This is a genomic window from Halomonas sp. E19, from assembly GCF_052439355.1.
GTDB lineage: Bacteria > Pseudomonadota > Gammaproteobacteria > Pseudomonadales > Halomonadaceae > Halomonas.
This window is the reverse complement of the sequence record NZ_JBNFWU010000001.1, coordinates 3,119,305-3,143,578: the sequence shown is the minus strand read 5'-3', so window position 1 is coordinate 3,143,578 and position 24,274 is coordinate 3,119,305. Positions and strand designations below refer to the sequence as shown.

At 65.9% G+C, this 24,274-nt stretch carries 17 protein-coding genes and 7 pseudogenes; 13 read left to right on the top strand and 11 right to left on the bottom strand.

Annotation, left to right across the window (positions count from 1 at the left end):
- Positions 1-69: 69 nt before the first annotated feature.
- From yidC to rpmH, 3 genes and pseudogenes are all read right to left on the bottom strand, one after another.
- Positions 70-1,760, bottom strand: a pseudogene (gene yidC, locus ACUDAL_RS16435) (membrane protein insertase YidC).
- A gap of 118 nt (positions 1,761-1,878) precedes the next feature.
- Complete coding sequence (rnpA, locus tag ACUDAL_RS16430) at positions 1,879-2,250, bottom strand: ribonuclease P protein component (protein ID WP_444678879.1); 372 nt, start codon at positions 2,248-2,250, stop codon at positions 1,879-1,881.
- A gap of 13 nt (positions 2,251-2,263) precedes the next feature.
- Entirely contained in the window at positions 2,264-2,398 is a 135-nt protein-coding gene (gene rpmH / locus ACUDAL_RS16425) for a 50S ribosomal protein L34 (RefSeq protein WP_010626003.1), read from the bottom strand.
- A gap of 498 nt (positions 2,399-2,896) precedes the next feature.
- Here rpmH and dnaA point away from each other — a divergent pair, with 498 nt between their 5' ends.
- The 4 genes and pseudogenes from dnaA to gyrB all read left to right on the top strand — a co-directional run bounded on the left by dnaA (position 2,897) and on the right by gyrB (position 9,145).
- Positions 2,897-4,366 carry a chromosomal replication initiator protein DnaA gene (gene dnaA / locus ACUDAL_RS16420; RefSeq protein ID WP_444678878.1) on the top strand — a complete coding sequence of 490 codons (1,470 nt, stop codon included), beginning with the start codon at positions 2,897-2,899 and terminating at the stop codon, positions 4,364-4,366.
- 68 nt (positions 4,367-4,434) lie between these two features.
- Positions 4,435-5,538, top strand: coding sequence for a DNA polymerase III subunit beta (dnaN, locus tag ACUDAL_RS16415; protein ID WP_444678877.1), 1,104 nt, complete (start codon positions 4,435-4,437; stop codon positions 5,536-5,538).
- 61 nt (positions 5,539-5,599) lie between these two features.
- A pseudogene (gene recF / locus ACUDAL_RS16410) lies at positions 5,600-6,722 on the top strand (DNA replication/repair protein RecF).
- Positions 6,723-6,725: 3 nt separating this feature from the next.
- Positions 6,726-9,145, top strand: a pseudogene (gyrB, locus tag ACUDAL_RS16405) (DNA topoisomerase (ATP-hydrolyzing) subunit B).
- A 118-nt stretch (positions 9,146-9,263) separates the two neighbouring features.
- Here gyrB and gmhB read toward each other — a convergent pair.
- From gmhB to glyQ, 3 genes and pseudogenes are all read right to left on the bottom strand, one after another.
- Positions 9,264-9,822: pseudogene (gmhB, locus tag ACUDAL_RS16400) on the bottom strand (D-glycero-beta-D-manno-heptose 1,7-bisphosphate 7-phosphatase).
- A 143-nt stretch (positions 9,823-9,965) separates the two neighbouring features.
- Positions 9,966-12,032: a glycine--tRNA ligase subunit beta gene (gene glyS / locus ACUDAL_RS16395; protein ID WP_444678876.1), complete on the bottom strand. Its 2,067-nt coding sequence runs from the start codon at positions 12,030-12,032 to the stop codon at positions 9,966-9,968.
- Positions 12,032-13,045, bottom strand: coding sequence for a glycine--tRNA ligase subunit alpha (glyQ, locus tag ACUDAL_RS16390; protein WP_444678875.1), 1,014 nt, complete (start codon positions 13,043-13,045; stop codon positions 12,032-12,034). The genes glyS and glyQ overlap by 1 nt, the downstream gene beginning before the upstream one ends.
- A gap of 98 nt (positions 13,046-13,143) precedes the next feature.
- On the opposite strand from glyQ, the gene rfaD reads away from it, so the two are divergent.
- A complete protein-coding gene (gene rfaD / locus ACUDAL_RS16385; protein ID WP_444678874.1) occupies positions 13,144-14,109 on the top strand; it encodes an ADP-glyceromanno-heptose 6-epimerase in 966 nt (321 codons plus the stop codon).
- Positions 14,106-15,152 carry a lipopolysaccharide heptosyltransferase II gene (waaF, locus tag ACUDAL_RS16380; protein ID WP_444678873.1) on the top strand — a complete coding sequence of 349 codons (1,047 nt, stop codon included), beginning with the start codon at positions 14,106-14,108 and terminating at the stop codon, positions 15,150-15,152. Before rfaD ends, waaF begins: the two co-directional genes overlap by 4 nt.
- Positions 15,153-15,159: 7 nt before the next feature.
- Here the strand turns inward: waaF and ACUDAL_RS16375 are convergent, their stop codons facing one another.
- Positions 15,160-15,642, bottom strand: a complete 483-nt coding sequence (locus tag ACUDAL_RS16375; RefSeq protein WP_444678872.1) for a sulfatase-like hydrolase/transferase — start codon at positions 15,640-15,642, stop codon at positions 15,160-15,162.
- 88 nt (positions 15,643-15,730) lie between these two features.
- Positions 15,731-16,831, bottom strand: coding sequence for a sulfatase-like hydrolase/transferase (locus ACUDAL_RS16370; protein ID WP_444678871.1), 1,101 nt, complete (start codon positions 16,829-16,831; stop codon positions 15,731-15,733).
- 65 nt (positions 16,832-16,896) lie between these two features.
- Here ACUDAL_RS16370 and ACUDAL_RS16365 point away from each other — a divergent pair.
- Both ACUDAL_RS16365 and ACUDAL_RS16360 read left to right on the top strand, forming a co-directional pair.
- A pseudogene (locus ACUDAL_RS16365) lies at positions 16,897-17,232 on the top strand (glycosyltransferase); the annotation flags it as partial.
- Positions 17,233-17,585: 353 nt separating this feature from the next.
- Positions 17,586-17,756: a hypothetical protein gene (locus ACUDAL_RS16360; protein WP_444678870.1), complete on the top strand. Its 171-nt coding sequence runs from the start codon at positions 17,586-17,588 to the stop codon at positions 17,754-17,756.
- On the opposite strand, the gene ACUDAL_RS16355 is transcribed toward ACUDAL_RS16360, so the two are convergent.
- Both ACUDAL_RS16355 and ACUDAL_RS16350 read right to left on the bottom strand, forming a co-directional pair.
- The gene (locus ACUDAL_RS16355) at positions 17,713-18,054 is read right to left on the bottom strand and encodes a glycosyltransferase family 9 protein (protein WP_444678869.1); all 342 of its coding nucleotides are present in this window, start codon (positions 18,052-18,054) and stop codon (positions 17,713-17,715) included. The genes ACUDAL_RS16360 and ACUDAL_RS16355 overlap by 44 nt on opposite strands.
- Positions 18,055-18,098: 44 nt before the next feature.
- On the bottom strand, positions 18,099-18,821 hold the full coding sequence (locus ACUDAL_RS16350; RefSeq protein WP_444678868.1) for a glycosyltransferase family 9 protein: 723 nt from the start codon (positions 18,819-18,821) through the stop codon (positions 18,099-18,101).
- A 41-nt stretch (positions 18,822-18,862) separates the two neighbouring features.
- Between ACUDAL_RS16350 and ACUDAL_RS16345 the strand changes: the two genes are divergently transcribed.
- Genes ACUDAL_RS16345 through ACUDAL_RS16335 form a run of 3 tightly spaced genes read left to right on the top strand, consistent with a single transcriptional unit; the run spans position 18,863 to position 21,074 of the window.
- Complete coding sequence (locus ACUDAL_RS16345) at positions 18,863-19,459, top strand: glycosyltransferase family 4 protein (protein ID WP_444678867.1); 597 nt, start codon at positions 18,863-18,865, stop codon at positions 19,457-19,459.
- The gene (locus ACUDAL_RS16340; protein WP_444678866.1) at positions 19,396-20,034 is read left to right on the top strand and encodes a glycosyltransferase family 4 protein; all 639 of its coding nucleotides are present in this window, start codon (positions 19,396-19,398) and stop codon (positions 20,032-20,034) included. The genes ACUDAL_RS16345 and ACUDAL_RS16340 overlap by 64 nt, the downstream gene beginning before the upstream one ends.
- Positions 20,031-21,074 carry a glycosyltransferase family 9 protein gene (locus tag ACUDAL_RS16335; RefSeq protein ID WP_444678865.1) on the top strand — a complete coding sequence of 348 codons (1,044 nt, stop codon included), beginning with the start codon at positions 20,031-20,033 and terminating at the stop codon, positions 21,072-21,074. Before ACUDAL_RS16340 ends, ACUDAL_RS16335 begins: the two co-directional genes overlap by 4 nt.
- Before the next feature lie 145 nt (positions 21,075-21,219).
- Here the strand turns inward: ACUDAL_RS16335 and ACUDAL_RS16330 are convergent.
- Positions 21,220-21,759 (bottom strand): annotated as a pseudogene (locus ACUDAL_RS16330) (3-deoxy-D-manno-octulosonic acid kinase); the annotation flags it as partial.
- Between ACUDAL_RS16330 and ACUDAL_RS16325 the strand changes: the two are divergent.
- Positions 21,758-22,852 (top strand): annotated as a pseudogene (locus ACUDAL_RS16325) (glycosyltransferase family 9 protein). The pseudogenes ACUDAL_RS16330 and ACUDAL_RS16325 overlap by 2 nt on opposite strands.
- Positions 22,842-24,272 (top strand): bifunctional D-glycero-beta-D-manno-heptose-7-phosphate kinase/D-glycero-beta-D-manno-heptose 1-phosphate adenylyltransferase HldE, encoded by a 1,431-nt coding sequence (gene hldE / locus ACUDAL_RS16320; protein ID WP_444678864.1) that lies wholly within the window; start codon positions 22,842-22,844, stop codon positions 24,270-24,272. The pseudogene ACUDAL_RS16325 and the gene hldE overlap by 11 nt, the downstream one beginning before the upstream one ends.
- Positions 24,273-24,274 lie beyond the last annotated feature (2 nt).

The following is a 24,274-nucleotide window of genomic DNA, read 5'->3' as shown; positions in this document are numbered from 1 at the left end:
TTCTCCGTTTCGCGGCCCTGAAACGCCAGACCCTGCCTGGGCAGGGTCTGGCGCTGTGCCGCGAGACGCTTACTTCTTCGTCTTCAGGGCCTTGCCGACGCTGGGGTCGTTCTCGATCTTGCGGGTGATCACGTACTGCTGCGCGATCGAGATGATGTTGTTGACCACCCAGTAGATGACCAGGCCGGCCGGGAACCACAGGAAGAAGAAGGTGAAGATGATTGGCAGCATCTTCATGATCTTCGCCTGCATGGGGTCGGGAGGCGTCGGGTTGAGCAGCTGCTGCACGTACATCGACACGCCCATCAGGATCGGCAGGATGAAGAACGGATCCTTCATCGAGAGATCCTGGATCCAGAACATGAACGGTGCGTGACGCAGCTCCACCGACTCCAGCAGCATCCAGTACAGGGCGATGAAGACCGGCATCTGCACCAGGATCGGCAGGCAGCCGCCCAGAGGATTGATCTTCTCCTTCTGGTAGAACTTCATCATCTCCTGGGACATCTTTTGGCGGTCGTCGCCGTACTGTTCCTTGAGGCGCTGCATCTCCGGCCCCAGCTTGCGCATACGGGCCATCGACTTATAGGCCTTGGCGGAGAGCGGCCACATGGCCAGCTTGACCAGGATGGTCAGGAAGACGATGGACCAGCCCCAGTTACCGATCAGGCTGTGAATCTGGTCGAGCAGCCAGAACAGCGGGTTGGCGATGAACCATAGCCAGCCGAAGTCGACCGTGAGGCGTAGGTGGGGCGCCACTTCCTCGAGATAACTCTGGACCTTGGGACCCATGTAGAGCGTGGCGCCCAGGCGCGCTTCACCGTCTGCGGCCACCGTGGTCACCGGGCCGGCGAAGGCGGCCACGTTGCGGTTGCGCGAGTCGGTGGTGGCATATTGCAGGTTCTGCTGGTTCTGGGGCGGGGCCCAGGCCGAGACGAAGTAGTGCTGGATGATGGCGACCCAGCCCCCTGAACGTCACGGTTGTTGAAGCGACCACGCTGGATGTCGTCGAAACCGACCTTTTGGTAGCGTTCGTCCGGCGAGGAGTAGGCGGCCCCCAGGTAGGAGCTCATGCCCATGGCCACGCCGCTGGAGGGATCGGGGCTGTTGTCGCGGGCCAGCTGGCCGATGAAGCGGGCGGTCACCGGCTCGTCGGTGTTGTTGGCCAGGTAGTAGCTTACGTCGACCGCATAGCTACCGCGGTGGAAGGTGAAGCGCTTGATGACGTCGACGCCATCGATTTCGGCGGTCAGATCGACCTCAAGTCGGCTGTCCCCGTCGGTCAAGCGGTAGCTGGTATTGGCGGGCGTGAAGGCGATGCGGCCCGAATGGCCGTCGAGCTGCAGCCCGGAGCGTGCCACGTAGCTGCGCGTCTCGTTGTCCGACAGCAGGACGTAGGGGCGGTCGGAGTCGAGCGTCATGCGGTGCTGTGGCAGCGCCGCGTAGATGATGTCGCCACCCTGCGGGTCGATGCGCACGTCCAGCACGTCGGTGACGACGGCGACCAGGTCGCGCGTGGCCGTGGCGCGGGCCGGGTCGGCGGCGATCTCTTCGCCAAGGTCGCCTTCGGCGCGCGGCGCAGCGGGCACTGTGAGGCCCTCGTCGCCGGGAACGACAGTCTCTTCGCCGGGGGCCGGCGTAGTGAAGGCGGGAGCTTCCGGCTCAGGGGCGACCTGGCCGTAGTCCTGGTTCCACTGGACAACGAGCAGGTACGCCAGCACGGCCAGAGGAATCAGTAAAAGGAGTCGTTTTACGTCCATGAGGGTTCTGCCCAATGGGTGGTGAACATGCCGTGGAACGCTAGGCGGTGCCAGTGCGATATACACGAAAGCCTGCCCTGGGCAGGCTTTTCATGGCGGTGACGGGCTCCGCATCCGGTCAGGGTGCCTTCGATTTTCGTACGTCCCGCTCGAGGCGACGCCACATGCCGCTCAGCTGACGATGCAGCGTGGCGCTGTCCAGTCCGACCGCATCGCGTCGTGCCAACACGACGATATCGACGGCGGGGAGCTGGTGCTGCTGCAGGCGAATGGACTCGCGCGTTAGCCGTTTCAGGCGATTGCGGTCCACGGCCCGGCGGACGTTCTTTTTACTGAAGACCAGGCCAAGGCGCGGGTGGTCCAGTCCATTGGGGCACGCCAGGGCCATCAGGCCCTTGCCATGAACCTTGAATGCAGCATGGTCGAAGACGAATCGATATTCCTTCGCAGCAAGAAGACGCAGCTGCTTGGAAAAGCCATGTCCGGACACGTGCCGTCTGCGATCAGGCGCTCAGACGCTTGCGGCCCTTGGCACGGCGGCGAGCCAGGACGGCGCGACCGTTCTTGGTGGCCATGCGAGCACGGAAGCCGTGCACACGCTTGCGCTTGAGAACGCTGGGTTGAAAGGTGCGTTTCATAACTCTTGATTCCCACGTGGTTTATTTGGACGGAACGTCTTCCAGAGAAGTCCTGAGCTCCTGTCGGAACCCAGGAGATTCGGCTCAAGACCGGAAATTGTAGTGATTTCATGGGGCCGACGCAATTCTTGTTGAACGCTGTTTTCTCGCTGCCTGAACGCGTTCGAGCAATAATTACAAGAGATTTTCTTGAACCTGTTGTGACTATTACTGGGGATGCTTTTTGTTGATAAGTGGGTTTTTGCCTTTATCTATAGGAAGTTGTGCAAAAAGAAACGCTGTGCACAAACGCCGGATGTCAGGTGGGCAAGGGGTTGGCAGGCTGTGGACAAGGGTTCAGGTTACCCACAGCGGGTGCGAAAAATATAGTTATCCCCAGCGAGCCGGAGTCCTCGAGGAAGGTTTTCCACAGCTCCTCTGGATTCCCGTGTGCGTGTGGATAACCTGGCCGACGAGGGATACAATGGCCGGCCATGCAATAACCGATGGTGAGGTCGAGTGTCGCTTGCTCTCTGGCAACAGTGCCTGGACTATCTGCAGGACGAGCTGAATGCACAGCAGTTCAACACCTGGATTCGACCGCTGCAGGCGGAAGAGGGCGAGGCCAACGAACTGCATCTGCTGGCCCCCAACCGCTTCGTACGGGACTGGGTAGGGGACAAGTATGTCAAGAGAATCAACGAGCTGCTGCGCGAATTGGCGCCGGCTAAACCTCCCCGCGTGATCCTTTCCGTTGGCAGCCGCCGCGCCGTGGCGCCCAAGCCTCAGCCGCGCGAGCTCGGTGCGCCGGTCTCCGCCAGCCCCCGCTCGCCGCTGGCGCCCGCGGTTCAGGTGCCGCCCCGCGGGGATATCGGCGACGAGCGCGAGATCGATCAGCTGCGTGAGGAAGCCGGTGGTCGCCGGGGCGGCGGTGAGCGGGAAGTGCAGGTCGAAGGCAGCCTGAAGCACAGCAGTGGCCTCAATCCCGCCTTCACCTTCGAAACCTTCGTCGAGGGCAAGTCGAATCAGCTGGCCCGTGCGGCTTCCCGTCAGGTCTCCGAGAACCCGGGCGGCGCCTACAACCCGCTGTTTCTGTACGGCGGCGTTGGGTTGGGCAAGACCCACCTGATGCACGCAGTCGGCAATGCGCTGGCCGGGCGGCGCGAGAACGCCCGTGTGGTCTACCTGCACTCCGAGCGCTTCGTGGCCGACATGGTCAAGGCGCTGCAGCTCAATGCGATCAACGACTTCAAGCGCTTCTATCGCAGCGTCGATGCGCTGCTGATCGACGACATCCAGTTCTTCGCCGGCAAGGAGCGCTCCCAGGAGGAGTTCTTCCATACCTTCAATGCTCTGCTCGAGGGTGGGCAGCAAATGATTCTGACCTCCGACCGCTATCCGAAGGAGATCAGCGGCGTGGAGGAGCGGCTCAAGTCACGCTTTGGCTGGGGGCTGACGGTGGCCATCGAGCCGCCAGAGCTCGAGACCCGCGTGGCCATCCTGATGAAGAAGGCTGACCAGGCGAAGGTGGATCTGCCCCATGATGCGGCCTTCTTCATCGCGCAGAAGATTCGTTCCAACGTGCGTGAGCTGGAGGGAGCGCTGAAGAAGGTCATCGCTGACTCGCACTTCATGGGCAAGCCGATCACCCAGGACTTCATTCGCGAATCGCTCAAGGATTTGCTGGCGCTGCAAGACAAGCAGGTGGGAGTCGACAACATTCAGCGCACCGTGGCCGAGTACTACAAGATCAAGCTGTCGGACCTGCTTTCGAAGCGTCGCTCACGCTCGGTGGCGCGACCGCGACAGGTGGCCATGGCGCTGGCCAAGGAGCTGACCAACCACAGCCTGCCCGAGATTGGTGACGCCTTCGGCGGCCGCGACCATACTACAGTGCTGCATGCCTGTCGTAAGGTGCAGGCCTTGCAGGAAGAGAGCGCGGACATCCGCGAGGACTACAAGAACCTGCTCCGGCTGCTGACCAGCTGAGCGGAGGGGTTCGCCGCCCATGACGCCAACGCCCGACCCCTTTCTACAGGACTAGACGTGGAGCCGAGATGAGATTTTCCATAACCCGCGAGGCCCTGCTCAAGCCGCTGACCCTGGTAGCCGGCGTGGTGGAGCGTCGCCAGACCCTACCAGTGCTGTCCAACGTGCTGATCCAGGTGGATCACGAGCAGGTGGCGCTGACCGGTACGGACCTCGAGGTGGAGCTGGTCGGCAGGACGGCCGCCTCGCAGGTAGACGTTCCCGGGGCCGTGACGGTGCCGGCACGCAAGCTGATGGATATCTGCAAGTCGTTGCCCGATCAGGCGGAGCTGCAGTTCAGCCTGGAGGACGGGCGTGCCGTGCTGCGCAGCGGCCGCTCCCGTTTCACCCTGTCGACGCTGCCGGTAGCCGAGTTTCCCAATATCGAGGACAGCCCCGGCGATGTGGAACTCAGCCTGCCGCGCGGGACCCTCAAGCACCTGATCGATGCGACCTCCTTCGCCATGGCGCAGCAGGACGTACGCTACTACCTCAACGGCATGCTGCTCGAGCTCCGGACCAACCTGGTGCGCACCGTGGCCACCGATGGCCATCGGCTGGCGGTCTGTTCCCGCCCGGCCGAGATCCAGGTGGAGCCGGCACGCAAGCTGATCGTGCCGCGCAAGGGCGTGCTTGAGCTGGTGCGCCTGCTTGACGACAGTGACGAGCCGGTCACTCTGACCCTGAGCGCCAGCCATGTGCGAGCGCATACCGGCGATTTCACCTTCACCTCGAAGCTGGTCGATGGCAAGTTCCCCGACTACGAGCGCGTGATACCGCGAGGCGGCGACAAGGTATTCATCGCCGAGCGCGCTGAACTGCGCCAGGTGCTCTCGCGTACCTCCATTCTCTCCAACGAGAAGTACCGCGGTGTTAGGCTGCACCTGAAGGAGGGCAACCTTCAGGTGATGGCCAACAATCCGGAGCAGGAAGAAGCCGAGGAGAACGTAACGGTCGAATATGGTGGTGATGCGTTGGAGATAGGTTTCAACGTTGGCTATCTCATCGATGTGCTTAACGTGCTGGATGAAGATCGCGTGCAGATGACGCTCGCCGATTCCAACAGCAGTGCGCTGTTGGAAGAGCCGGGCGGGGGTGATGCGCTGTATGTGGTCATGCCCATGCGCCTCTAGCCTCTTGGGCGGCGCTGACGGGGCGACCCTGGCTCCACGGCGCTTTCCCATGGCCCGATGAATGTTGATTAAGCAATTAAAAATCAATGGTTTGAGAAATCTCGGGGCGGTGGCTGTCGAGCCATCGCCTGGTGTCAATCTCATTGTCGGCGCCAACGGCAGCGGCAAGACGAGTCTTCTCGAAGCCATCCATCTGCTCGGCATGGGGCGCTCCTTTCGCACTCGCCAGCTCAAGCACGCGATCGCTCACCATGCCTCTTACCTGACGCTCTTTGCCCGGCTCGGCGTCGACCCCTGCCACGATCGGCCTGCGACGCACTCGGGATGCCGCCGAACTCGAAATCCGCATGAACGGCGAGCGTATCGACCGCCTGGCCCGCCTGATCGAGGTCTTGCCGCTTCAGGTCGTCAACCCCGATGCCTTTCGCTTGTTGGAGGGTCCGCCAGCGGGGCGGCGTGAGTTTCTGGACTGGGGTGTGTTTCACGTGAAACACGACTTCTACGAAGCCTGGCGGCGCACGCGGCTGGCCCTCAAACATCGGAACGCCCTGCTCAGGCATGATAGAATGGACGCCAAATCGCTGGCTGCCTGGGAGCGCGAACTGGCGCACTGGGGCGAGGTGGTGGATCGCATGCGGCAGGCGTGGGTGGCCGATTTTGCCCCCGTGTTCGAGGAAACCTTGAATCAGCTCGTGGTGCTGCCTTCGCTCAGCTTGCGCTACTCGCGGGGCTGGGACAGTCGGCGCACGCTGGGCGAAGTGCTCGAACAGTCGCGCCTCACCGACAAGCAGATGGGATTCACCCAGGTTGGGCCGCAGCGCTGCGATCTGCGGCTGCGCGTTGGCGGCGTGCCGGCGGTAGAAGTGCTCTCACGGGGCCAGCAGAAGCTGGTGGTTAGTGCCCTGAAGCTGGCCCAGGGTAAGCTGCTGGAGCAGAAGACGGGTCGCTCCTGCCTCTATCTGGTGGACGACCTTCCGGCCGAACTGGATCCCGCTCACCGCCTCGCCTTCTGCCGCCTGCTGGAAGCGATGCAGTGCCAGGCATTTATTACCAGTGTCGAACACGAAGCCCTGTCCGGCGCATGGCTACCCAGTACCTCCGTCGCCATGTTTCACGTGAAACAGGACAGCCAAGGCCTGGGGCAGCTAGTGCCGCAGGCACCGTTAGACTTCATCACGGAGTAGTCAATGAGCGAACAGGCTTACGACTCATCGAGCATCAAGGTTCTCAAGGGACTGGATGCCGTACGCAAGCGTCCTGGCATGTACATCGGCGACACCGACGACGGCACGGGGCTTCACCACATGGTGTTCGAGTTGGTGGACAACTCCATCGATGAGGCGCTGGCCGGTTACTGCAGCGAGATCCGGGTGGTCATTCATCCGGACGAGTCCATCACCGTCAGTGACAATGGCCGCGGCATCCCCACCGATATACATGAAGAGGAGGGGTGTCGGCCGCCGAAGTCATCATGACGGTGCTGCACGCCGGGGGCAAATTCGACGATAACTCCTACAAGGTCTCGGGTGGGCTGCACGGCGTCGGCGTTTCGGTCGTCAACGCGCTATCCGAAGAGCTCAGGCTGACCATTTGGCGGGCAGGCCAAGTCTACGAGCAGATCTATCGGCACGGTGTGCCCGATGCGCCGCTCGGCGTGGTCGGCAAGTCGGAGAAGACAGGTACCCGGGTGCATTTCCGGCCTTCGCCCGAGACCTTTGCCAATATCGAATTCCACTATGACATCCTGGCCAAACGCCTGCGTGAACTCTCGTTCCTCAATTCTGGCGTGGCGATTCGGTTGGTTGATGAACGCAGCGGCAAGGAAGAGCTGTTCCACTACGAAGGCGGCCTCAAGGCCTTCGTCAACCACCTCAATAGCAACAAGACCGTGCTCAACCCGGTCTTTCACTTCGAGGCCGAGCGTGAAGACGGCGTCGTGGTCGAGGTGGCGATGCAGTGGAGCGACTCCTTTGCCGAGAATATTTTCTGTTATACCAACAACATACCGCAGCGCGACGAGGGCACGCACCTGGCCGGCTTCCGTGCCGCGCTGACGCGTACCCTTAACGGGTACATCGAGTCAGAAGGGCTGCTCAAGAAGTCCAAGGTGGCCACCTCGGGTGACGACGCTCGTGAAGGGCTCACGGCGATCATCTCGGTGAAGGTGCCTGATCCGAAGTTTTCTTCCCAGACCAAGGACAAGCTGGTCTCCTCCGAGGTGAAGACAGCCGTCGAGCAGGAGATGGGCCGCCTGTTCTCGGACTACCTGATCGAAAATCCCAACGATGCCAAATCCATCGTCAACAAGATGCTGGATGCGGCGCGGGCGCGCGAAGCAGCGCGCAAGGCGCGTGACATGACACGACGCAAGGGGGCGCTGGATATCGCCGGGCTGCCGGGCAAGCTGGCCGACTGCCAGGAGAAGGACCCCAGCCTCTCCGAGTTGTTCCTCGTCGAGGGTGACTCGGCAGGTGGCAGCGCCAAGCAGGGGCGCGACCGTCGTACGCAGGCGATCCTTCCGCTCAAGGGCAAGATTCTCAACGTCGAAAAAGCACGCTTCGACAAGATGCTTTCGTCCGCCGAGGTGGGCACCCTGATCACTGCGCTGGGGTGTGGCATCGGGCGCGAGGAGTTCAACCCCGACAAGCTGCGTTATCACTCGATCATCATCATGACCGACGCCGACGTCGACGGTTCGCACATCCGTACGCTGCTGCTGACCTTCTTCTTCCGCCAGATGTCGCAGCTGATTGAGCGCGGACATGTCTTCATTGCCCAACCGCCGCTGTACAAGATCAAGCGTGGCAAGCAGGAAACCTACCTCAAGGACGAGCAGGCGCTGGTCGATTACCTGACGACCACGGCGATGGATGGCGCCAGGCTCTACGTCAATCCGGACGCGCCGCCGGTGACCGGCACTCAGCTCGAGGCGCTGGTCGGGCAGTATCGCGACGTGATGAAGCGCATCGACCGTCTGTCGCGAGTCTATCCCATCGAGGTGTTGCGCAAGGTGGTGCATGCAGCGCGCCTGGAAGGAGAGGCGAGCCTGAAGGATCGTCTCACCATGCAGAACTGGCTTGCTTACCTGCAGCAGGAAATGGACTCCCTTGTCGCCTATGAGGGCGGTCCACGCTATACCTTCCGCCTGGAAGAGGACCGCGAGCGCGAGCTGTTCCTGCCGGCGGTGACGCTGACGGCGCATGGCGTGAGCACCGACTACGTTTGGGGCATCGACTTCTTCACCAGCGCTGACTACCGCGCCATGGCCGCGCTGGGCCAGACGCTTGAAGGCCTACTTGAAGAGGGGGCCTACGTGGCCCGCGGCGAACGCAAGAAACCGGTGGCAACGTTCTACCAGGCGCTTGAATGGCTGATGGGTGAGGCTCAGCGCGGCCTGTCCGTGCAGCGCTACAAGGGTCTGGGCGAGATGAATCCCGATCAGCTATGGGAGACCACCATGGACCCGGAAACTCGCCGCCTGCTGCGGGTGACCATCGAAGACGCCGTGGCCGCCGACATGATGTTCAACACCCTGATGGGCGACGAGGTGGAGCCGCGCCGAGCGTTCATCGAGAGCAATGCGCTGGTGGCCAACCTGGACGTTTGATCGGTTTGTTTCACGTGAAACATCGCTGCCTGGCAAGACACGGCCGACCCCGAAAGGGGTCGGCTTTCTAATGGCGGGTGCCAAGCCTGGGTTGGTCCGTTCGGATGGTGCTAGGCGCTCAAGCCTGTGTCTGGTGCAGCAGCCAGTCGACGAAGGCGGCCAGGTCGTCGAAAACCAAGGCATGCTCCAGGCCGATGCCCTTGGCTTCCGTGCGGCTGCCCTTGCCGGTGCGTACCAGCACCGAACGGCAGCCCATGCGCTCGCCCGCCTGCAGGTCCCGCAGGCTGTCGCCGACCATCCAACTGCCTGACAGCGTGTCGAGCCGCAGTGCTTCCCTGACCTGTTCCAGCAGGCCCGGCAGCGGCTTGCGACAGTCGCATCCGTCGTCGGGGCCGTGCGGGCAGTAGGCGATGTGCGCGATGCACCCCCGCCTCGCTGACGAGCCGATGAAGCTCACCGTGCATTTCGGCCAGCGTGGCTTCGTCGTAGTAGCCCCGGGAGATGCCTGATTGATTCGTTGCCACGGCGACGGTCCAGCCGGCTTGTGACAGCCTGGCGATGGCTTGGATGGCGGTGGGGTAGGGCACCCACTCCCCGAGGGTCTTGATGTAGGCGTCGGAATCGTGATTGATCACGCCGTCGCGATCGAGAATGACGAGACGAGAGGCAGCGGGCATCGGCACACCAACTAGTGAAGTATGCATGAAGTGTTTCACGTGAAACATGAGGTGCCAAGGCCGGTGACGTGGTTTCACGTGAAACATGGGAAAAGGAAAAGCCGGCCGAGTTGCCTCGGCCGGCTTTAGCTCAGGAGCAAGGCCTACTGTTGAAGCAGCGCGATATCGGCCACTTCCAGGAACAGGGCCTGAAGCCCGGCCAGCAGCGCCAGGCGGTTGCGACGGGTGGCTGCGTCCTCGGCCATGACCATGACGTCATCGAAGAAGGTGTCCACCGGCGAGCGCAGCCCGGCCAATACGTCCAGCGCCTCGCGATAGCGCCCTTCAGCGAATAGCGGCATCACCTGGCCACGGCTGGCTTCGATGGCATCGAACAGGGCCTGCTCGGCCGGTTCATGCAGGTGGGCGGTGTCGACCTGACTTGCCACCTCGTCGGCCTGCTTGGTCAGGATGTTGGAGACCCGCTTGTTGGCAGCCGCCAAGGCCGCGGCTTCCTCGCGCTGGGTGAAGGCATGTACGGCACGAAGACGGCGGGCAAAGTCGAGCGGGCGGGTCACGGGGCGCGCCCGTACCGCCAGGTAGACCTCGGCCGGAATGCCTTCGTCGGCCGCCCAGGCACGGAAGCGGTCGAGCATGTAGGCCAGCACTTCCTGCACCAGGTCCTCGGCGTAGGGCAGCTCCTGGTGCTGCGCCGCTGCCAGTTCGAGCAGCTCGCGCAGGTCGAGGTCCAGCTCGCCCTTGATCATGATGTTGAGCACGCCGATGGCGGCACGACGCAGGGCGAAGGGGTCCTTGGTGCCGGTGGGCCGCTGACCGAGGCCGAAGATGCCGGTCAGGGTGTCGAGGCGGTCGGCCAGCGCCAGCGCTTGGCCGGTGTGCGAGGCGGGGATCTGGTCGCTGGCGAAGCGGGGCAGGTACTGCTCCTCCAGCGCTTGGGCCACCTCGCTGGGCTCGCCGTCATGGGTGGCATAGTAGCGGCCCATGATGCCCTGCAGCTCGGGGAACTCGAGCACCATCTCGGTGACCAGGTCACACTTGGCCAGCTCGGCGGCACGCCGTGCCTGGGCCACGTCGCCGCCGATGCGGCCGGCGATGAAGGCGGCCACGGCGGCGCTGCGGTGGGCCTTGTCGGCCAGGGTGCCAAGCTGCTGCTGGAACACCACGTTGGCCAGGCCGGGGATGCGTGCCGCCAGCGGCTGCTTGCGGTCGGTGTCGTAGAAGAAGGCGGCGTCGGCCAGGCGGGGGCGAATGACCTTCTCGTTGCCTTCGATGACCTGCTGCGGATCCTGGCTGTCGATATTGGCGATGGTGATGAACTGAGGCTTCAGCCGGCCCTGTTCGTCGATCAGGTGAAAATACTTCTGGTTGGCCTTCATCGACGAGATCAGGCACTCCGCAGGTACCTCGAGGAAGCGCTCGTCGAAGGTGCCCGACAGCGCCACCGGCCATTCCACCAAGCCGCTCACCTCGCTGAGCAGCGCCTCGTCGATCACCGCCTGGGCCTCCTGGACCTCGGCCTCGGCCAGCACCTGCTCGCGGATGCGCTCACGGCGGCGCTGGCGATCAGCCAATACCCAGGCTTGCTCCAGTGCGGCCAGGTAATCGTCGGCATGGGCCAGATCGAAGGGCTGCGGGGCGTGGAAGCGGTGGCCGCGTGTGGCACGGCCCGCCTCGAGCCCCAGCACCTTAGCCGGGACCACCTCGTTGCCATAGAGCATCACCAGCCAATGCACGGGGCGGGAGAATTCGATGCGTGAGGCGCCCCAGCGCATGTTCTTCGGTACCGGCAGGGCGGCGATGGCCTTGTCGACGATGGCTGGCAGCAGGCGGGTGGTGGCCTCTCCCTGCTGCTGCTCGCGGTAGCCGAGCCAAGTGCCCTTGTCGGTCTCCAGGTGGATCAGGTCGCTCACCTCCACGCCGCACGAGCGGGCGAAGCCCTCGGCGGCCTTGGTTGGCTGGCCGTCCTTGTAGGCGGCGGCAAGCGCCGGGCCGCGGCGTTCGATTTCACGGTCGGGCTGCTTGTCGGCCAGTTCGGCTACCTGAACCGCCAGGCGGCGCGGCGTGGCATAGGCGCGCACGGCACCAAAGGCGATCTCGGCCTCGGTCAGGCCGCGGCGAATGCCCTCGGCCATGGCATCGGCCAGGGCGTCGATGGCACCCGGCGGCAGCTCCTCGACGCCTAGCTCGATCAAGAGGGTATTGGCAGCCATCAGGTGTCTCCCTGTTCGGTGGCGGTCTCTTTGGCCAGCAGTTCCTGGCGCAGGGTCTCGGGGGCCAGCGGGAAGCCCGCGGCCTTGCGCGAGGCGTAATAGGCATGGGCCACGTCGCGGGCCAGGGTGCGTACGCGCAAGATGAAGCGCTGCCGTTCGGTCACCGAGATGGCGTGCCGGGCATCCAGCAGGTTGAAGGTATGTGAGGCCTTGAGCACCTGCTCATAGGCCGGCAGCGGCAGGCCCGCCTCGAGGAGCTTGTTGCACTCACGCTCCTGATGGTCGAAGGCGTTGAACAGCTCCGGCACAGCGGCATGTTCAAAATTGTAGGCCGACTGCTCGCGCTCGTTCTGCAGGTAGACGTCGCCGTAGGTGACCTTCGAGCCGTCCGGTGCGATGGCCCAGACCAGGTCATAGACGCTGTCGACGTTCTGCAGGTACATGGCGATGCGCTCGAGGCCATAGGTGAGCTCACCGGTGACGGGGTAGCACTCCAGGCCGCCGGCCTGCTGGAAATAGGTGAACTGGGTCACCTCCATGCCGTTGAGCCAGATTTCCCAGCCCAGGCCCCAGGCACCCAGGGTGGGAGATTCCCAGTTGTCTTCGACGAAGCGAATGTCATGCACCAGCGGGTCGATGCCGAGGCGTTCGAGCGAGCCCAGGTAGAGCGCCTGCAGGTCGGCGGGGGAGGGCTTCATCACCACCTGGAACTGATAGTAGTGCTGCAGGCGGTTGGGGTTCTCACCGTAGCGGCCGTCGGTGGGGCGACGTGACGGCTGCACGTAGGCGGCGTTCCAGCTCTCAGGCCCGATGGCACGCAGGAAGGTAGCGGGGTGGAAGGTACCGGCACCGACCTCCATGTCGAGGGGCTGAAGCACCACGCAGCCTTGCTCGGCCCAGTATTGCTGCAGGGCGAGAATCAGGCCCTGGAAGGTGGACACGTCTGTCGTCGACCCGGAGGAGGTCGACGTGGGTGTCGAGAGCGTCTGCGACGGGTTTGACGAGAGAGTCATTGCGATGCACCGTTGGCCATGAATTCACAGGGCGTCAAGTATACAATCACAGGCACATCGGTTATAGGCGCAGCGCTGCGCCCCCAGTGAGGTTCACAATGATCGTAGTGACAGGCGGTGCCGGCTTCGTCGGCGCGAATCTGGTCAAGGCCCTCAACGAACGTGGGCGGCACGACGTGCTGGTCGTCGACGACCTGCGCGACGGCACCAAGTTCGTCAACCTGGCGGATTGCACCCTGGGCGATTATCTCGACAAGGACGACTTCCTCGCTCGCGTCGAGGCGGTGCTGCGCGGCGAACCTTCGCGTCTGCCGCCGATCGAGGCGATCTTCCATGAGGGCGCCTGTTCGGATACCACTGAGTGGAACGGGCGCTTCATGCTCGACAACAACTTCGAGTACTCGAAGGTGCTGCTACATTTCTGCCAGCAGCAGGGCATTCCGTTGCTCTACGCCTCGTCGGCGGCCACCTACGGCGGCAGCGAGGTGTTCCGCGAGGAGCCCGAGTACGAGAAACCGCTCAATGTCTACGGCTACTCCAAGCTGCTGTTCGACCAGTACGTGCGCCAGCGCTGGGATCAGCTGACCAGCCAAGTGGTGGGGTTCCGCTACTTCAACGTCTACGGCCCGCGCGAGCAGCATAAGGGCAAGATGGCCAGCGTGGCCTATCACAACCATACCCAGGTCTCGGCGGGGCAGGACCTCAAGCTGTTCGGTGCCTGGGACGGCTACGAGGCAGGGATGCAGAGCCGCGACTTCGTCTATGTCGGCGACGTGGTCGACGTCAACCTGTGGTTCCTCGACCATCCCGACAGGTCGGGCATCTTTAACCTCGGTACCGGTCGCGCCGAGCCGTTCAAGGCCATCGGCGAGGCGGTGATCGACTTCCACGGCCGCGGGCGCATCGAATACATCGACTTCCCCGACGAGCTCAAGGGGCGCTACCAGAGCTATACCCGGGCCGATATCTCGCGCCTGCGCGAGGCGGGCTACGACCGTGAGTTCCGCACCGTAGCCGAAGGGGTGCGTGCCTACCTCGCGTGGCTGAACGGGACGCGGGGATGAGTCAGGCCTCTGCGCCGGCGCCCCGTTTTCTTGTCGTTGGCCCCTCCTGGGTTGGCGACATGGTCATGGCCCAGAGCCTGTTCATCACCTTGAAGCAACGCTGGCCGGGGTGCCGTATCGGCGTGGTCGCGCCGGGCTGGTCGCAGCCGATTCTTGAGCGCATGAACGAGGTCGACGAGGTGGCAACGCTGGACGTCGGCCACGGTGAATTCGGCTGGGGCAGTCGCCGTACCCTGGCGCGGTCGCTGCGTGGCCGCTTCGATACCGCCATCGTGCTGCCGCGCTCGTGGAAATCGGCGCTGGTGCCGCTGCTGGCACGCATCCCTCGGCGAATCGGCTTCACCGGCGAGCAGCGCTATGGGCTGCTCAATGATCGCCGCGAGCTCGACAAGACGGTGCTCGACCAGACCGTCAAGCGCTTCGTGGCGCTGGGGCTCGACGCTGGCGAGGCGCAGCGCGGCGATGTCGCCATTCCCCGGCCGCACCTGCGGGTCGATGCCGACAACCTCGCTGCGCTGCGCGTGCGGCTGGGGCTGTCCTCGCGCCCCGCCATCGGCATGATGCCGGGCGCCGAATACGGCCCGGCCAAGCAGTGGCCGCTGCCGCACTTTCGTGAGCTGGCCGGGCGCCTCGCCGCGGAGGGCTTCGAGGTACGTGTGCTGGGTGGGCCCAAGGACGTCGAGGCTGGTGCCGCCATCGCCGAGGGGCAGGCGCAGGTGCACAACCTGTGCGGGCAGACGCGCCTGGCCGATGCGGTCGATCTACTCGCTGATTGCCGGCAGGTGGTAACCAACGACTCTGGACTGATGCACGTGGCGGCGGCGGTGGGCACCCGCGTTCACGCGCTTTACGGCTCGTCATCACCAGCCTATACGCCGCCGCTGACCGACAGGGCCGAGATTCACTACCTGGGCCTTGGCTGCTCGCCCTGTTTCGAACGCACCTGCCCGCTGGGGCACACTAACTGCCTGGTGCAGCTCTCGCCCCAGCGCGTGCTGGCCGCGCTGCTCGGCGCCGGTGAGGCGGTGATCGCACGCGGCTGACGGTTGTTCACTGGACGTTGGCGGGGCGCTCTCCGGTGGCGTCGGTGGGCGTTTCCACCACCTGAGCGTGCTCCTCGGTGACGGGCTGAGGCTGCGGGGCGAGGCCTTCCCAGAGGCGCTCTTGCAGGGCGGTCTCCTCGCGCATACGCACGTTGATCTCGGTCTTGCTATAGGCCTCCAGCAGCGTCGGCTCGCCGGAGAGCAGCGAGACCCCAAGCCCGGCCCGGTGCCAGTCGATGGTGAAGCCCATGGCCTCGAGCACGGTGGGAAAGACATCCACCATTGAGGCTTCGCGGCTCTCGCGTCCCACGGGAATCCCCGGCCCCAGCAGCATGAAGGTGTTGTCGCGCTCGCCCTGGATCAGCTGCTCCCAGGCCGAGACGCGCATGGTCAGGTGATCGCTGGCCACCACCACGACGGTGTTGTCGAGCAGCCCCTCGGCCTCGGCCCGTGCCAGGAAATCACGCGCCAGCCAGGCCGAGCACTCCACGGAGTAGAGGATATCGATGCCATCGAACTCCCCTGGCGATCGACGCAGGCCTGGGCCGGGTAACCGCGGGGCGCGTGGCCCGCGATGGTCAGGTTGACCAGCCCCAAGGGCCTTCCTCGGCGTTGAGGCGGCGCAGCTCCTCGAGGCTGAAGTCGTAAAGCGAATCATCGTAGAGGCCCCAATTGTTGACGTAGCTGGGATCCTCCAGCCGCGGCAGGAGCTCCTCGCGGCCGAGCACGGTGTCGAAGCCGTGCCCCTCGTAGAACAGCCCCTTGCCGGCAAAGGCGGTGCTGGCGCCGCCCAGGTAGCTGAGCCGGTAGCCCTGTGCCGAGAGCAGGTCGCCCAGGCAGTCGACGCCGGGCACCACCTTGTCCAGCGGCGTGAACTGGCGGTCGTGCAGCAGCCCGGCCGGCATCAGCGGCGTGCCGCACTGGCTGGCAATCATGCCGGCCATGGTCCAGCCGGTGTTGTCGATCTGCCGGACCCCTTCGAAGACCAGGCCCTGCTCGCCGATGGCGTCCAGGTCGGCATAGGCGTCGCCAAAGCGATCGCGGTCGGCGTAGGTGCGCTCGATGCTTTCCAGGTACATCAGCAGCAGGTTCGGTGGTGTCTCCGGTGCGTCGAGAATGATCGGCGTGACGTACTGGCGGCTGAGCCAGGCGCCGTCATCGGTGACGATAGCCGCCCCGCGCTGGGTGACACCGTAGAGCAGCGGGTTGCTGACCAGCAGCAGCAGGGCGAGGAACGGCTCGATCCTGCGCCAGCGCACGTCATGGCGGATCAGCCAGGTGATGCCGGACAGCAGCCCGAGCATGGCGCAGGTGTAGAGCACGGCGGCGCCGATGCGGCTGATGCCGCCGTGATCGGTCATGCCGGCCTGCAGGTGGAAAAACACCGCCCCGAGATCGACGATGCCGAAACTCTCGGCCAGGTAGACGTAGAGCCCCCACAGCGCGACGGGCAGCACCGAGAAGGGCCAGCGACGGCGGGTCACGGCGAGCCGGTCGGTGGCACTTGCGCCCCACTTCAGCCAGGCGCCCAGCGCCACCCAGGCGGCGGCTACCGGCAGCAGGCCCCACTGGGGCAGCCGGGTCAGCACGGCAAGGGCATAGCCCAGGCATAGCCCGATAACGGTCAGCGCCCACCAGCGCGGGTGTTTCAAGGTATCAAAGGGTAACGAGATCGACATGGTCCTGGCACTGGCATGAGTTCAGCCATCAGCTTAACAAGCTGGGCAGGTTTTGCCTCACCGCCATGCCTGGCGGGTGGCCGCGGGGCGGTTTGCCGCCATCGGGGCGGCGACAGTACACCGAGGCGCCCTGCTGGAAGGAAGGACGTCCCATGAGCGTGGCCGCGGTTCTGATCGTCAAGAACGAAGAAGCCAACCTGCGTGCCTGCCTGGAGACGCTGCGCTGGGCAGACGAGATCGTGGTGCTGGATGCCGGCAGCGAGGACGCCAGCTGCGAGATCGCCCGTGAATACACCGACAAGGTGGCGGTGAACGCCGATTGGCAGGGCTTCGGCGTGCAGCGCCAGCGTGCCGAAGCCCTGGTCGAGAGCGACTGGATCCTGATGGTCGATGCCGACGAGCGGGTCACCCCTGAACTGCGCGACAGCATTCGGGCGGCGATGGCAGGCGAGCCGGCCATCCATACCCTGGCGCGCCTCTCGTGGTGTTTCGGCGACTTCATTCGCCACTCCGGCTGGTACCCTGATCGGGTCGCCAGGCTCTACCCCGGGGCAAGGCGGGCTACGATGCCGCCCTGGTCCACGAGAAGCTGCAGAACCCCGCGGGGCTGCCGGTCAAGCTGCTGCAGGGCGACCTGCTGCACTACACCTATCGCGACCTGCGCCATTACCTCGAGAAATCGGCCCATTATGCCCAGGCCTGGGCCGAGCAGCGCGCTGCGCGCGGCAAGCGTGGCAGCCTGTCGGCCGGGGTCGTGCACGGGCTTGGCTGCTTCCTGCGCATGTACCTGCTGCGCGCCGGCTTCCTCGATGGCCGCCAGGGGCTGCTGCTGGCCCTGCTATCGGCCCACTCCACCTTCGCCAAGTATGCCGACCTGTGGATCAGGACGCGGACGTCTCCGCCGCCCGACGACCCAGCAGCGTGACGATCGCCGCCGCCGCGGCGTCGAGATCGATCGCCCCCATGTCGCTGTCGGCGGCGCCGTCGGGCGGGCTGAAGGCAAGGCGGCGCGAGGCCTCGTTGCAGGTCTGCCAGCGCAGCGCCGTGGCCGAGCGGCGGGCCGGGTAGAACCCTGCTGTGGGGCGGTTCAGGCAGGCGGCGACATGCAGCGGTCCGGTGGAGCCGGCGATGAACAGGTCGGCGCAGGCCAGGGTCAGGGCGAAGTCGGCCAGGCCTGGGCGTGGCGGCAGCACCTGCGCCTGCAGGCCTTCGGCGCACAGCATGGCGCACAACTGCTGCGCGGCCGGGGCCTCGCCGGGGCCGGCGGTCAGCAGCCAGTGGGGGCGTGGCGCGTCGGGTGCCAGGCCCTGCTCCACGGCGACGGCCAGCGCGGCATAGCGGTCGGGCGCAAGATTGACCGCCGAGCCGCCGCTGCCGGCGTGCAGGAACAGCCAGGGACGCGACGCCGCAATGCCCAGCTCGGCGGCAAGCGCCTCGCGCCTGGCCGCCCGGGTACCGGGCGGCAGCGGCCAGAAGGGCGGCGCCGGGCGCGGGGCTGGCGTTCCCCCAGGACGGCGACCAGGGCCTCGGCCAGCTCGATGTTGTAAAGGTATTCCGGCTGCGCGGAGCGTGACCTGCGCTGCACGATGCGATGGTTGTAGAACAGCTGCGCCCACTTGGTGGCGGGCGCCAGTCGATGGCGGATGCCGGCACGCCAGCCCAGCCAGCCGATGCGCGGCGTGGAGAAGAGCGTCAGCATGGCCGTGAAGCGTGCGCTGCGCAGCTCGGCGAGCAGCTCGCGCTGGGCGCGCCTGCCGGCGTCGGGGCCGGGGTCGAGGATGACCTCGTCGATCCACGGGCAGCAGCGGGCCAGCGGCGCCGTATAGCTCGGCACCAGCACGCTGAGCCGTGCTTCGGGCAGGGCGGCCTTGAGGCAGGCCAGGGCCGGCCAGGCGAGCATGAAGTCGCCGAGCTTGTCGTTGCGTACCACCAGGATGCGCAGCGGCGAATCCACGGCGTGGCCAGCGGCCACGGGGGAAGATGATGTCATCTGGGCTCCCGAGCCCCGGTTGACCGACGAAGGAGACAGCCTTGGCGAACAAGGTCATGCACCTCTGCCTCTCGGACGGCTGGGGCGGACTCGAAATGTATCCAGCGCGGATTATACCCGAGCTACGGCGCCAGGGGTGGGAGCCCCACGGCCTGGCGCTGGCCGGTTCCCGGGTGGCGGAGAGCCTGGCGTCGGCCGGTATCGAACCGCTGACGCTGCCTTCGCGGGCGCGCGCGCTCTTGCAGGCGGGCCAGGTGCTGGCTTACCTCAAGCGCCATGGCATCGGCGTGCTGCACTGCCACAAATCCAGCGACCTGCGCCTGGGGGCGCTGCTGGCGACCCTGCGGCCGAGCCTCAAGCTGTTCTTTACCGACCACATGGGCGTGACCCGGCCAAAGAAGGACCTCTACCATCGCTGGGCCTACGGCCGCGTCACGCGGCTCTTCTCGATCAGCGACGCCACGCGGGCACGCAACCTGGCGGCCTTTCCCTGCCGCCCGAGCGCATCCGGCGCCTCTACCTGGGCATCGACCTCGCCCCCTATGCCCCACGGCTCGATGACGCGGCGCGGGGCGTGCTGCGCCGTGCGCTCGGCGCGGCGTCCGGCGAGGTTGCGATCGGCCTGCCCGGGCGGCTGACCGACGGCAAGGGCCACGAGGTGTGGCTGGAAGGGCTGGCCAGGTTGGGCGAGCTGGCCCCGGCACTCGCCTGGCATGGCGTGCTGATCGGCGGCCTGACGGCCCGAGAGGGCAGCGACGAAGCCTACGTGGCGCGGCTGCGCCAGCGGGTAACGGCGCTGGGGCTGGAAGATCGCGTCACCTTCGCCGGGTTTCGCTCCGACCTGCCGCGCCTGTTCGAGGCCCTGGACATCGTCTGCGTGCCCTCGCGCAACGAAGCCTTCGGGCTCACCGTGGTCGAGGCCATGGCCGCCGGCAAGGCGGTTGTGGGCGCCGACAGCGGGGCGATACCCGAGCTGCTCGATGCCGGCTGCGGGCGGCTTGCCGCGCCGCAGTCACCGCAGGACTGGGCCCAGGCCATGGCGGAACTCGGCCAGGACGCGGCCCTGCGCGAGCGCCTCGGCCAGGCCGCCAGGCAGCGCGCCGAGGCGAGCTTCGGCATCGCCGGCCATGTGCAGGCCCTGGTCGAGGAATATGCCGGGCGGCACGATGCGGGACGCGAGGATGGGACAACGAACGCTGGGGCGGACACATGAAGGCTTGGACGGATAAATGCGCCTACCTGAATCGGCGCGGGCGACAGTGGCTGGAAAGCGCGTCGTCGAGCGAGGTCGAGCGCATCCTGGTGATACGCCAGTGCGCCTTTGGCGACTACATGGCCACGCGGCCCTTCCTCGTCGAGCTGCGCCGCCTGTTCCCCCAGGCACACATCACCCTGGCCACGGTCAGCACCTACCGCTACGCCGTGCCGGAAGACCTCATCGACGAACTCTTCGTCCAGGATACCCAGGGCAGCCTTGGCGAGCAGTGGCGCTCGCTGCGCGCCCTGCCGGGCTACGACGTGCTCTTCGACCTGGCCGATACGGCTCGCTCGCGCCTGCTGACCTTCATGGCCACGGCCTCGATCAAGTTCGGCTTTCCCTATCGCTCCTTGTCGAATCGCCTGCTCTACGATGTTGGCCTGCGGCGCTCGAACTACCACTACGAGGCCGAGATACTGCTCGACTTCCTCAAGGTGATGGGGCACAAGCCCCGCTATCCGCTGGATTTCGCCCTGCCTGTCCACCTTGGGGCCGAGGCCGAGCCGACCATCGCCTATTTCCCCTTCGCCTCGGCCATGGACAAGTCGCTCTCCCTGGACGCCTGGCGTGGGCTGATCGCAGCGGCGGCGCATGAGCTTCCCGGCTACCGGCACGTCCTGCTGGAAGGCCACAAGCCGGAAGAGAACGGGGCGTTCCTGGCCGAGGTGGTGGCGCAGCACGCCAATGTCGCCATCCAGCCGCGCATGGCGCTGGACCGCCTGGCCGAGTGGATGACCCACGTTTCGGTGCTGGTGTGTGGCGATACCGGCGTGCGCAACCTGGCGCTCGCCACCCATACGCCGACTTTGGGCATCTTCTTTCGCACGCTGCCCTACCGCTATTGGCCGCGCTACGAGAACTGCCACGAGGCCGTCTTCCATCGCGACGGCTCGATGCCGGGCAAGGCCGAGATCCTCCACGGCCTCGAAGATTTGCTGCTGCGGTGCTATTCCGAGCGCGGCCCGGCGCGCCGGTCGGAAGGCGGCGAATCATAGCCACGCCGGATCGCCGCCATGTGTTCGGCCGCGCCGAACTTGGCCAGCGAGCGCTCGAGGCGCGCCAGGTTGGCCTCGCGCCAGGTGCCGGGGAACGCAGCCGGCAGCGATCGAGGTCGATCAGCCAGACCTGGCCCTCTGCGTCGACGAGAATATTGCGCGCATTGAGGTCGACATGGTCGAGCCCGGCAGCATGGAAGCGCCGGAGGGTGGCGCCGACCCGTTCGAGCAGCGCCGGTTCGGCGTCGGCCAGGCGTTCCGCCAGCGCCCGGGCGGCGCGAATGCGCACCGTGATCAGGGCCGCCGTGTAACCCAGGCCACCGCGAGTGACACCGGCGGCGACAGGCCGCGGTACCGGGAGCCCGAGCTCGTGGAGATGCGCGGTAAGCCGGAATTCACGGAAGGCGCGGGTGCGCTCGAGGCCGGTCCACAGGTAGCCGGCCTCGTTCAGCCTCGCCACCAGGCCGCCGCGGCGGTAGGGGCGCAGCACCCATTGCTCGCGCCCAGCATCGAGAAACAGGCTGCTGCCGCGCCCGGGAGCTTCGCCGACCACACGCCCGGCCTGGTGCCAGTGGGCGGGGTCGAACAGCGACGGGTCGATTTGTGGCGCCGGCTCGGCGTCACATACACTGTCCGCATCATATAGAATGTACGTCTTACCCGTCTGACATGTTGCCAAGTGCATGAAGCATCCTCTGCCCGCCCAACCGCGCCATATCGCCGTGCTGCGACTCTCTGCCCTCGGCGACGTCTGCAACCTGGTGCCCACTGTGCGCGCCTTGCAGCGCCAGTGGCCCGAGGCACGCATCACCTGGATCATCGGCAAGGCGGAACACAGTCTACTGGCCGGTCTCTCGGGGTCGAGTTCGTGGTCTACGACAAGGCCTCGGGGGTTGCCGGGATGCGCCGGCTGTGGCGCGAGCTGGCCGACGTTCGCTTCGACGTGCTGCTGCACATGCAGCAGGCGCTGCGTGCCAGCGTGCTCTCGCTGGGGCTCAAGGCCAAGGTGCGGGTGGGCTACGACAAGGCACGGGCCAAGGATGCCCAGCACTGGTTCACCCAGCATCAGCTGGCGCCGCACCCGCGCGCCCACGTGCTGGAGTCGTTCCTCGATTTCGCCCGCCTGCTGGGCGTGGAGGACCTCTCGCTGGAGTGGAACCTGCCGATACCCGAGGCGGCCCGCGAGGAAGCCGTCGCGCTGACCGGCGACTCGGCCTACCTGCTGATGAGCCCTGCGCCAACCCCCGGCTGCGCAATTTTCGCAACTGGTCGGCCGAAGGCTACGCCGCGGTGATCGAACACGCCTGGACCCAGTACGGGTTGAAGACGGTGTTGACCGGCGGCGGCAGCACCCAGGAGCGCGAGATGGGCGAGCGCATCGCTGCGCTCACGAGCCCGGGCACGGTGATCGATGCGATCGGCGCCACCTCGCTCAAGGGGCTGCTGGCGCTGATCGCCGGTGCCCGGGCGGTAATCGCCCCCGACTCGGGCCCCGTGCATATGGCCAACGCCATGGGCACGCCGGTCGTCGGGCTCTACGCCACCACCAACCCCGATCGCGCCGCACCCTATCTGTGGCGCGAGTACGTGGTCAATCGTTACCCCGATGCGGTGCGCCATTACCTGCACCATGAGCCCGATGCCATCCCCTGGGGCCAACGCGTTCGCCACGCCGACGCCATGTCCTTGATTCGCATCGACGATGTCGTACAACGGCTCGACGCGCTGATGGCGCGCCCTGCCCCCGCAAGGAAGAGGAAGAATCCGATGAAGCTTGACCTGACCGCCCTGGAGCAGGCCTGTGTCCTGGTGGTGGGCGACGTCATGCTCGACCGCTACTGGCACGGCGCCACCTCGCGTATCTCGCCGGAGGCGCCGGTGCCGGTGGTGCGGGTGGAGGAGTGCGAGGACCGCCCCGGCGGAGCGGCCAACGTGGCGCTCAACATCGCCTCACTGGGTGCGCATGCGGGCCTGAGCGGCATGGTGGGCGACGATGACAACGCCCGCCGGCTGGCCAGCCGCCTGGAGGCGGCCGGCGTCGATACCTATTTCGAGAGCAGCCCGGGCATTCCTACCATCACCAAGCTGCGCGTGATGAGCCGCAACCAGCAGCTGATCCGGCTCGACTTCGAGGACGGCCTCGACGAGCTCGATACGAGGGGGCTGCTGGCACGGGTCGCACAGGGGCTGCCGAGCTGCCATCTGGTGATCCTGTCCGACTACGGCAAGGGCACCCTCAATCGGGTTGAGGAGCTGATCGCGCTGGTGCGCGGCGCCGGCAAGCGCGTGCTGATCGACCCCAAGGGCAACGACTTCGCCAAGTACCGCGGCGCCAGCGTGATCACCCCCAACCTGGCCGAATTCGAGGCCGTGGTGGGCCGCTGCCGCGACGACGACGAGCTGGCCGCCAAGGGCGCGGCGCTGTGCGCCGAGCTCGAGCTCGAGGCGCTGCTGATCACCCGCAGCGAGAAGGGCATGACGCTGATCCGCACCGGCCACGAGCCGCTGCACCTGCCGACCCGGGCGCGGGAGGTGTTCGATGTCACCGGGGCCGGCGACACCGTGATCGGCGTGCTGGGGCTGGCATTGGCCGCCGGCCACGGCTTCCCCGAGGCCATGACCCTGGCCAACCTGGCGGCCGGGCTGGTGGTGGCCAAGCCGGGTACCGCCACGCTTTCCATCGCCGAGCTCTACACCGCCGTGCATGGCGACAAGCTGGCCGAGTTCGGTGTCATCGAGGAAGCGCCGCTGGTCGAGGCGGTGCGCGCCGCCCAGCTGCGCGGCGAACGGGTGGTGATGACCAACGGCTGCTTCGACATCCTGCACGCCGGCCACGTGGCCTACCTGGAGCATGCTCGCCGGCTCGGCGATCGGCTGATCGTGGCGGTCAACGACGATGCCTCCATCGCCCGGCTGAAGGGCCCCAAGCGGCCGATCAACCCGCTGGCGCGGCGCATGCAGGTGCTGGCCGGGCTCGGCGCGGTGGACTGGGTGGTGCCGTTCAGCGAGGATACCCCGCAGCGCCTGATCGAGGCGGTGCTGCCCGATGTGCTGGTCAAGGGCGGCGACTATCGCGTCGAGGAGATCGCCGGGGGCGAGGCGGTGCGCGCCGCCGGCGGCGAGGTGAAGGTGCTGGGCTTCGAGGACGGTGTCTCCACCACCGCCATGATCGCCACCATCCTCGACCGCGAGAGCTGATG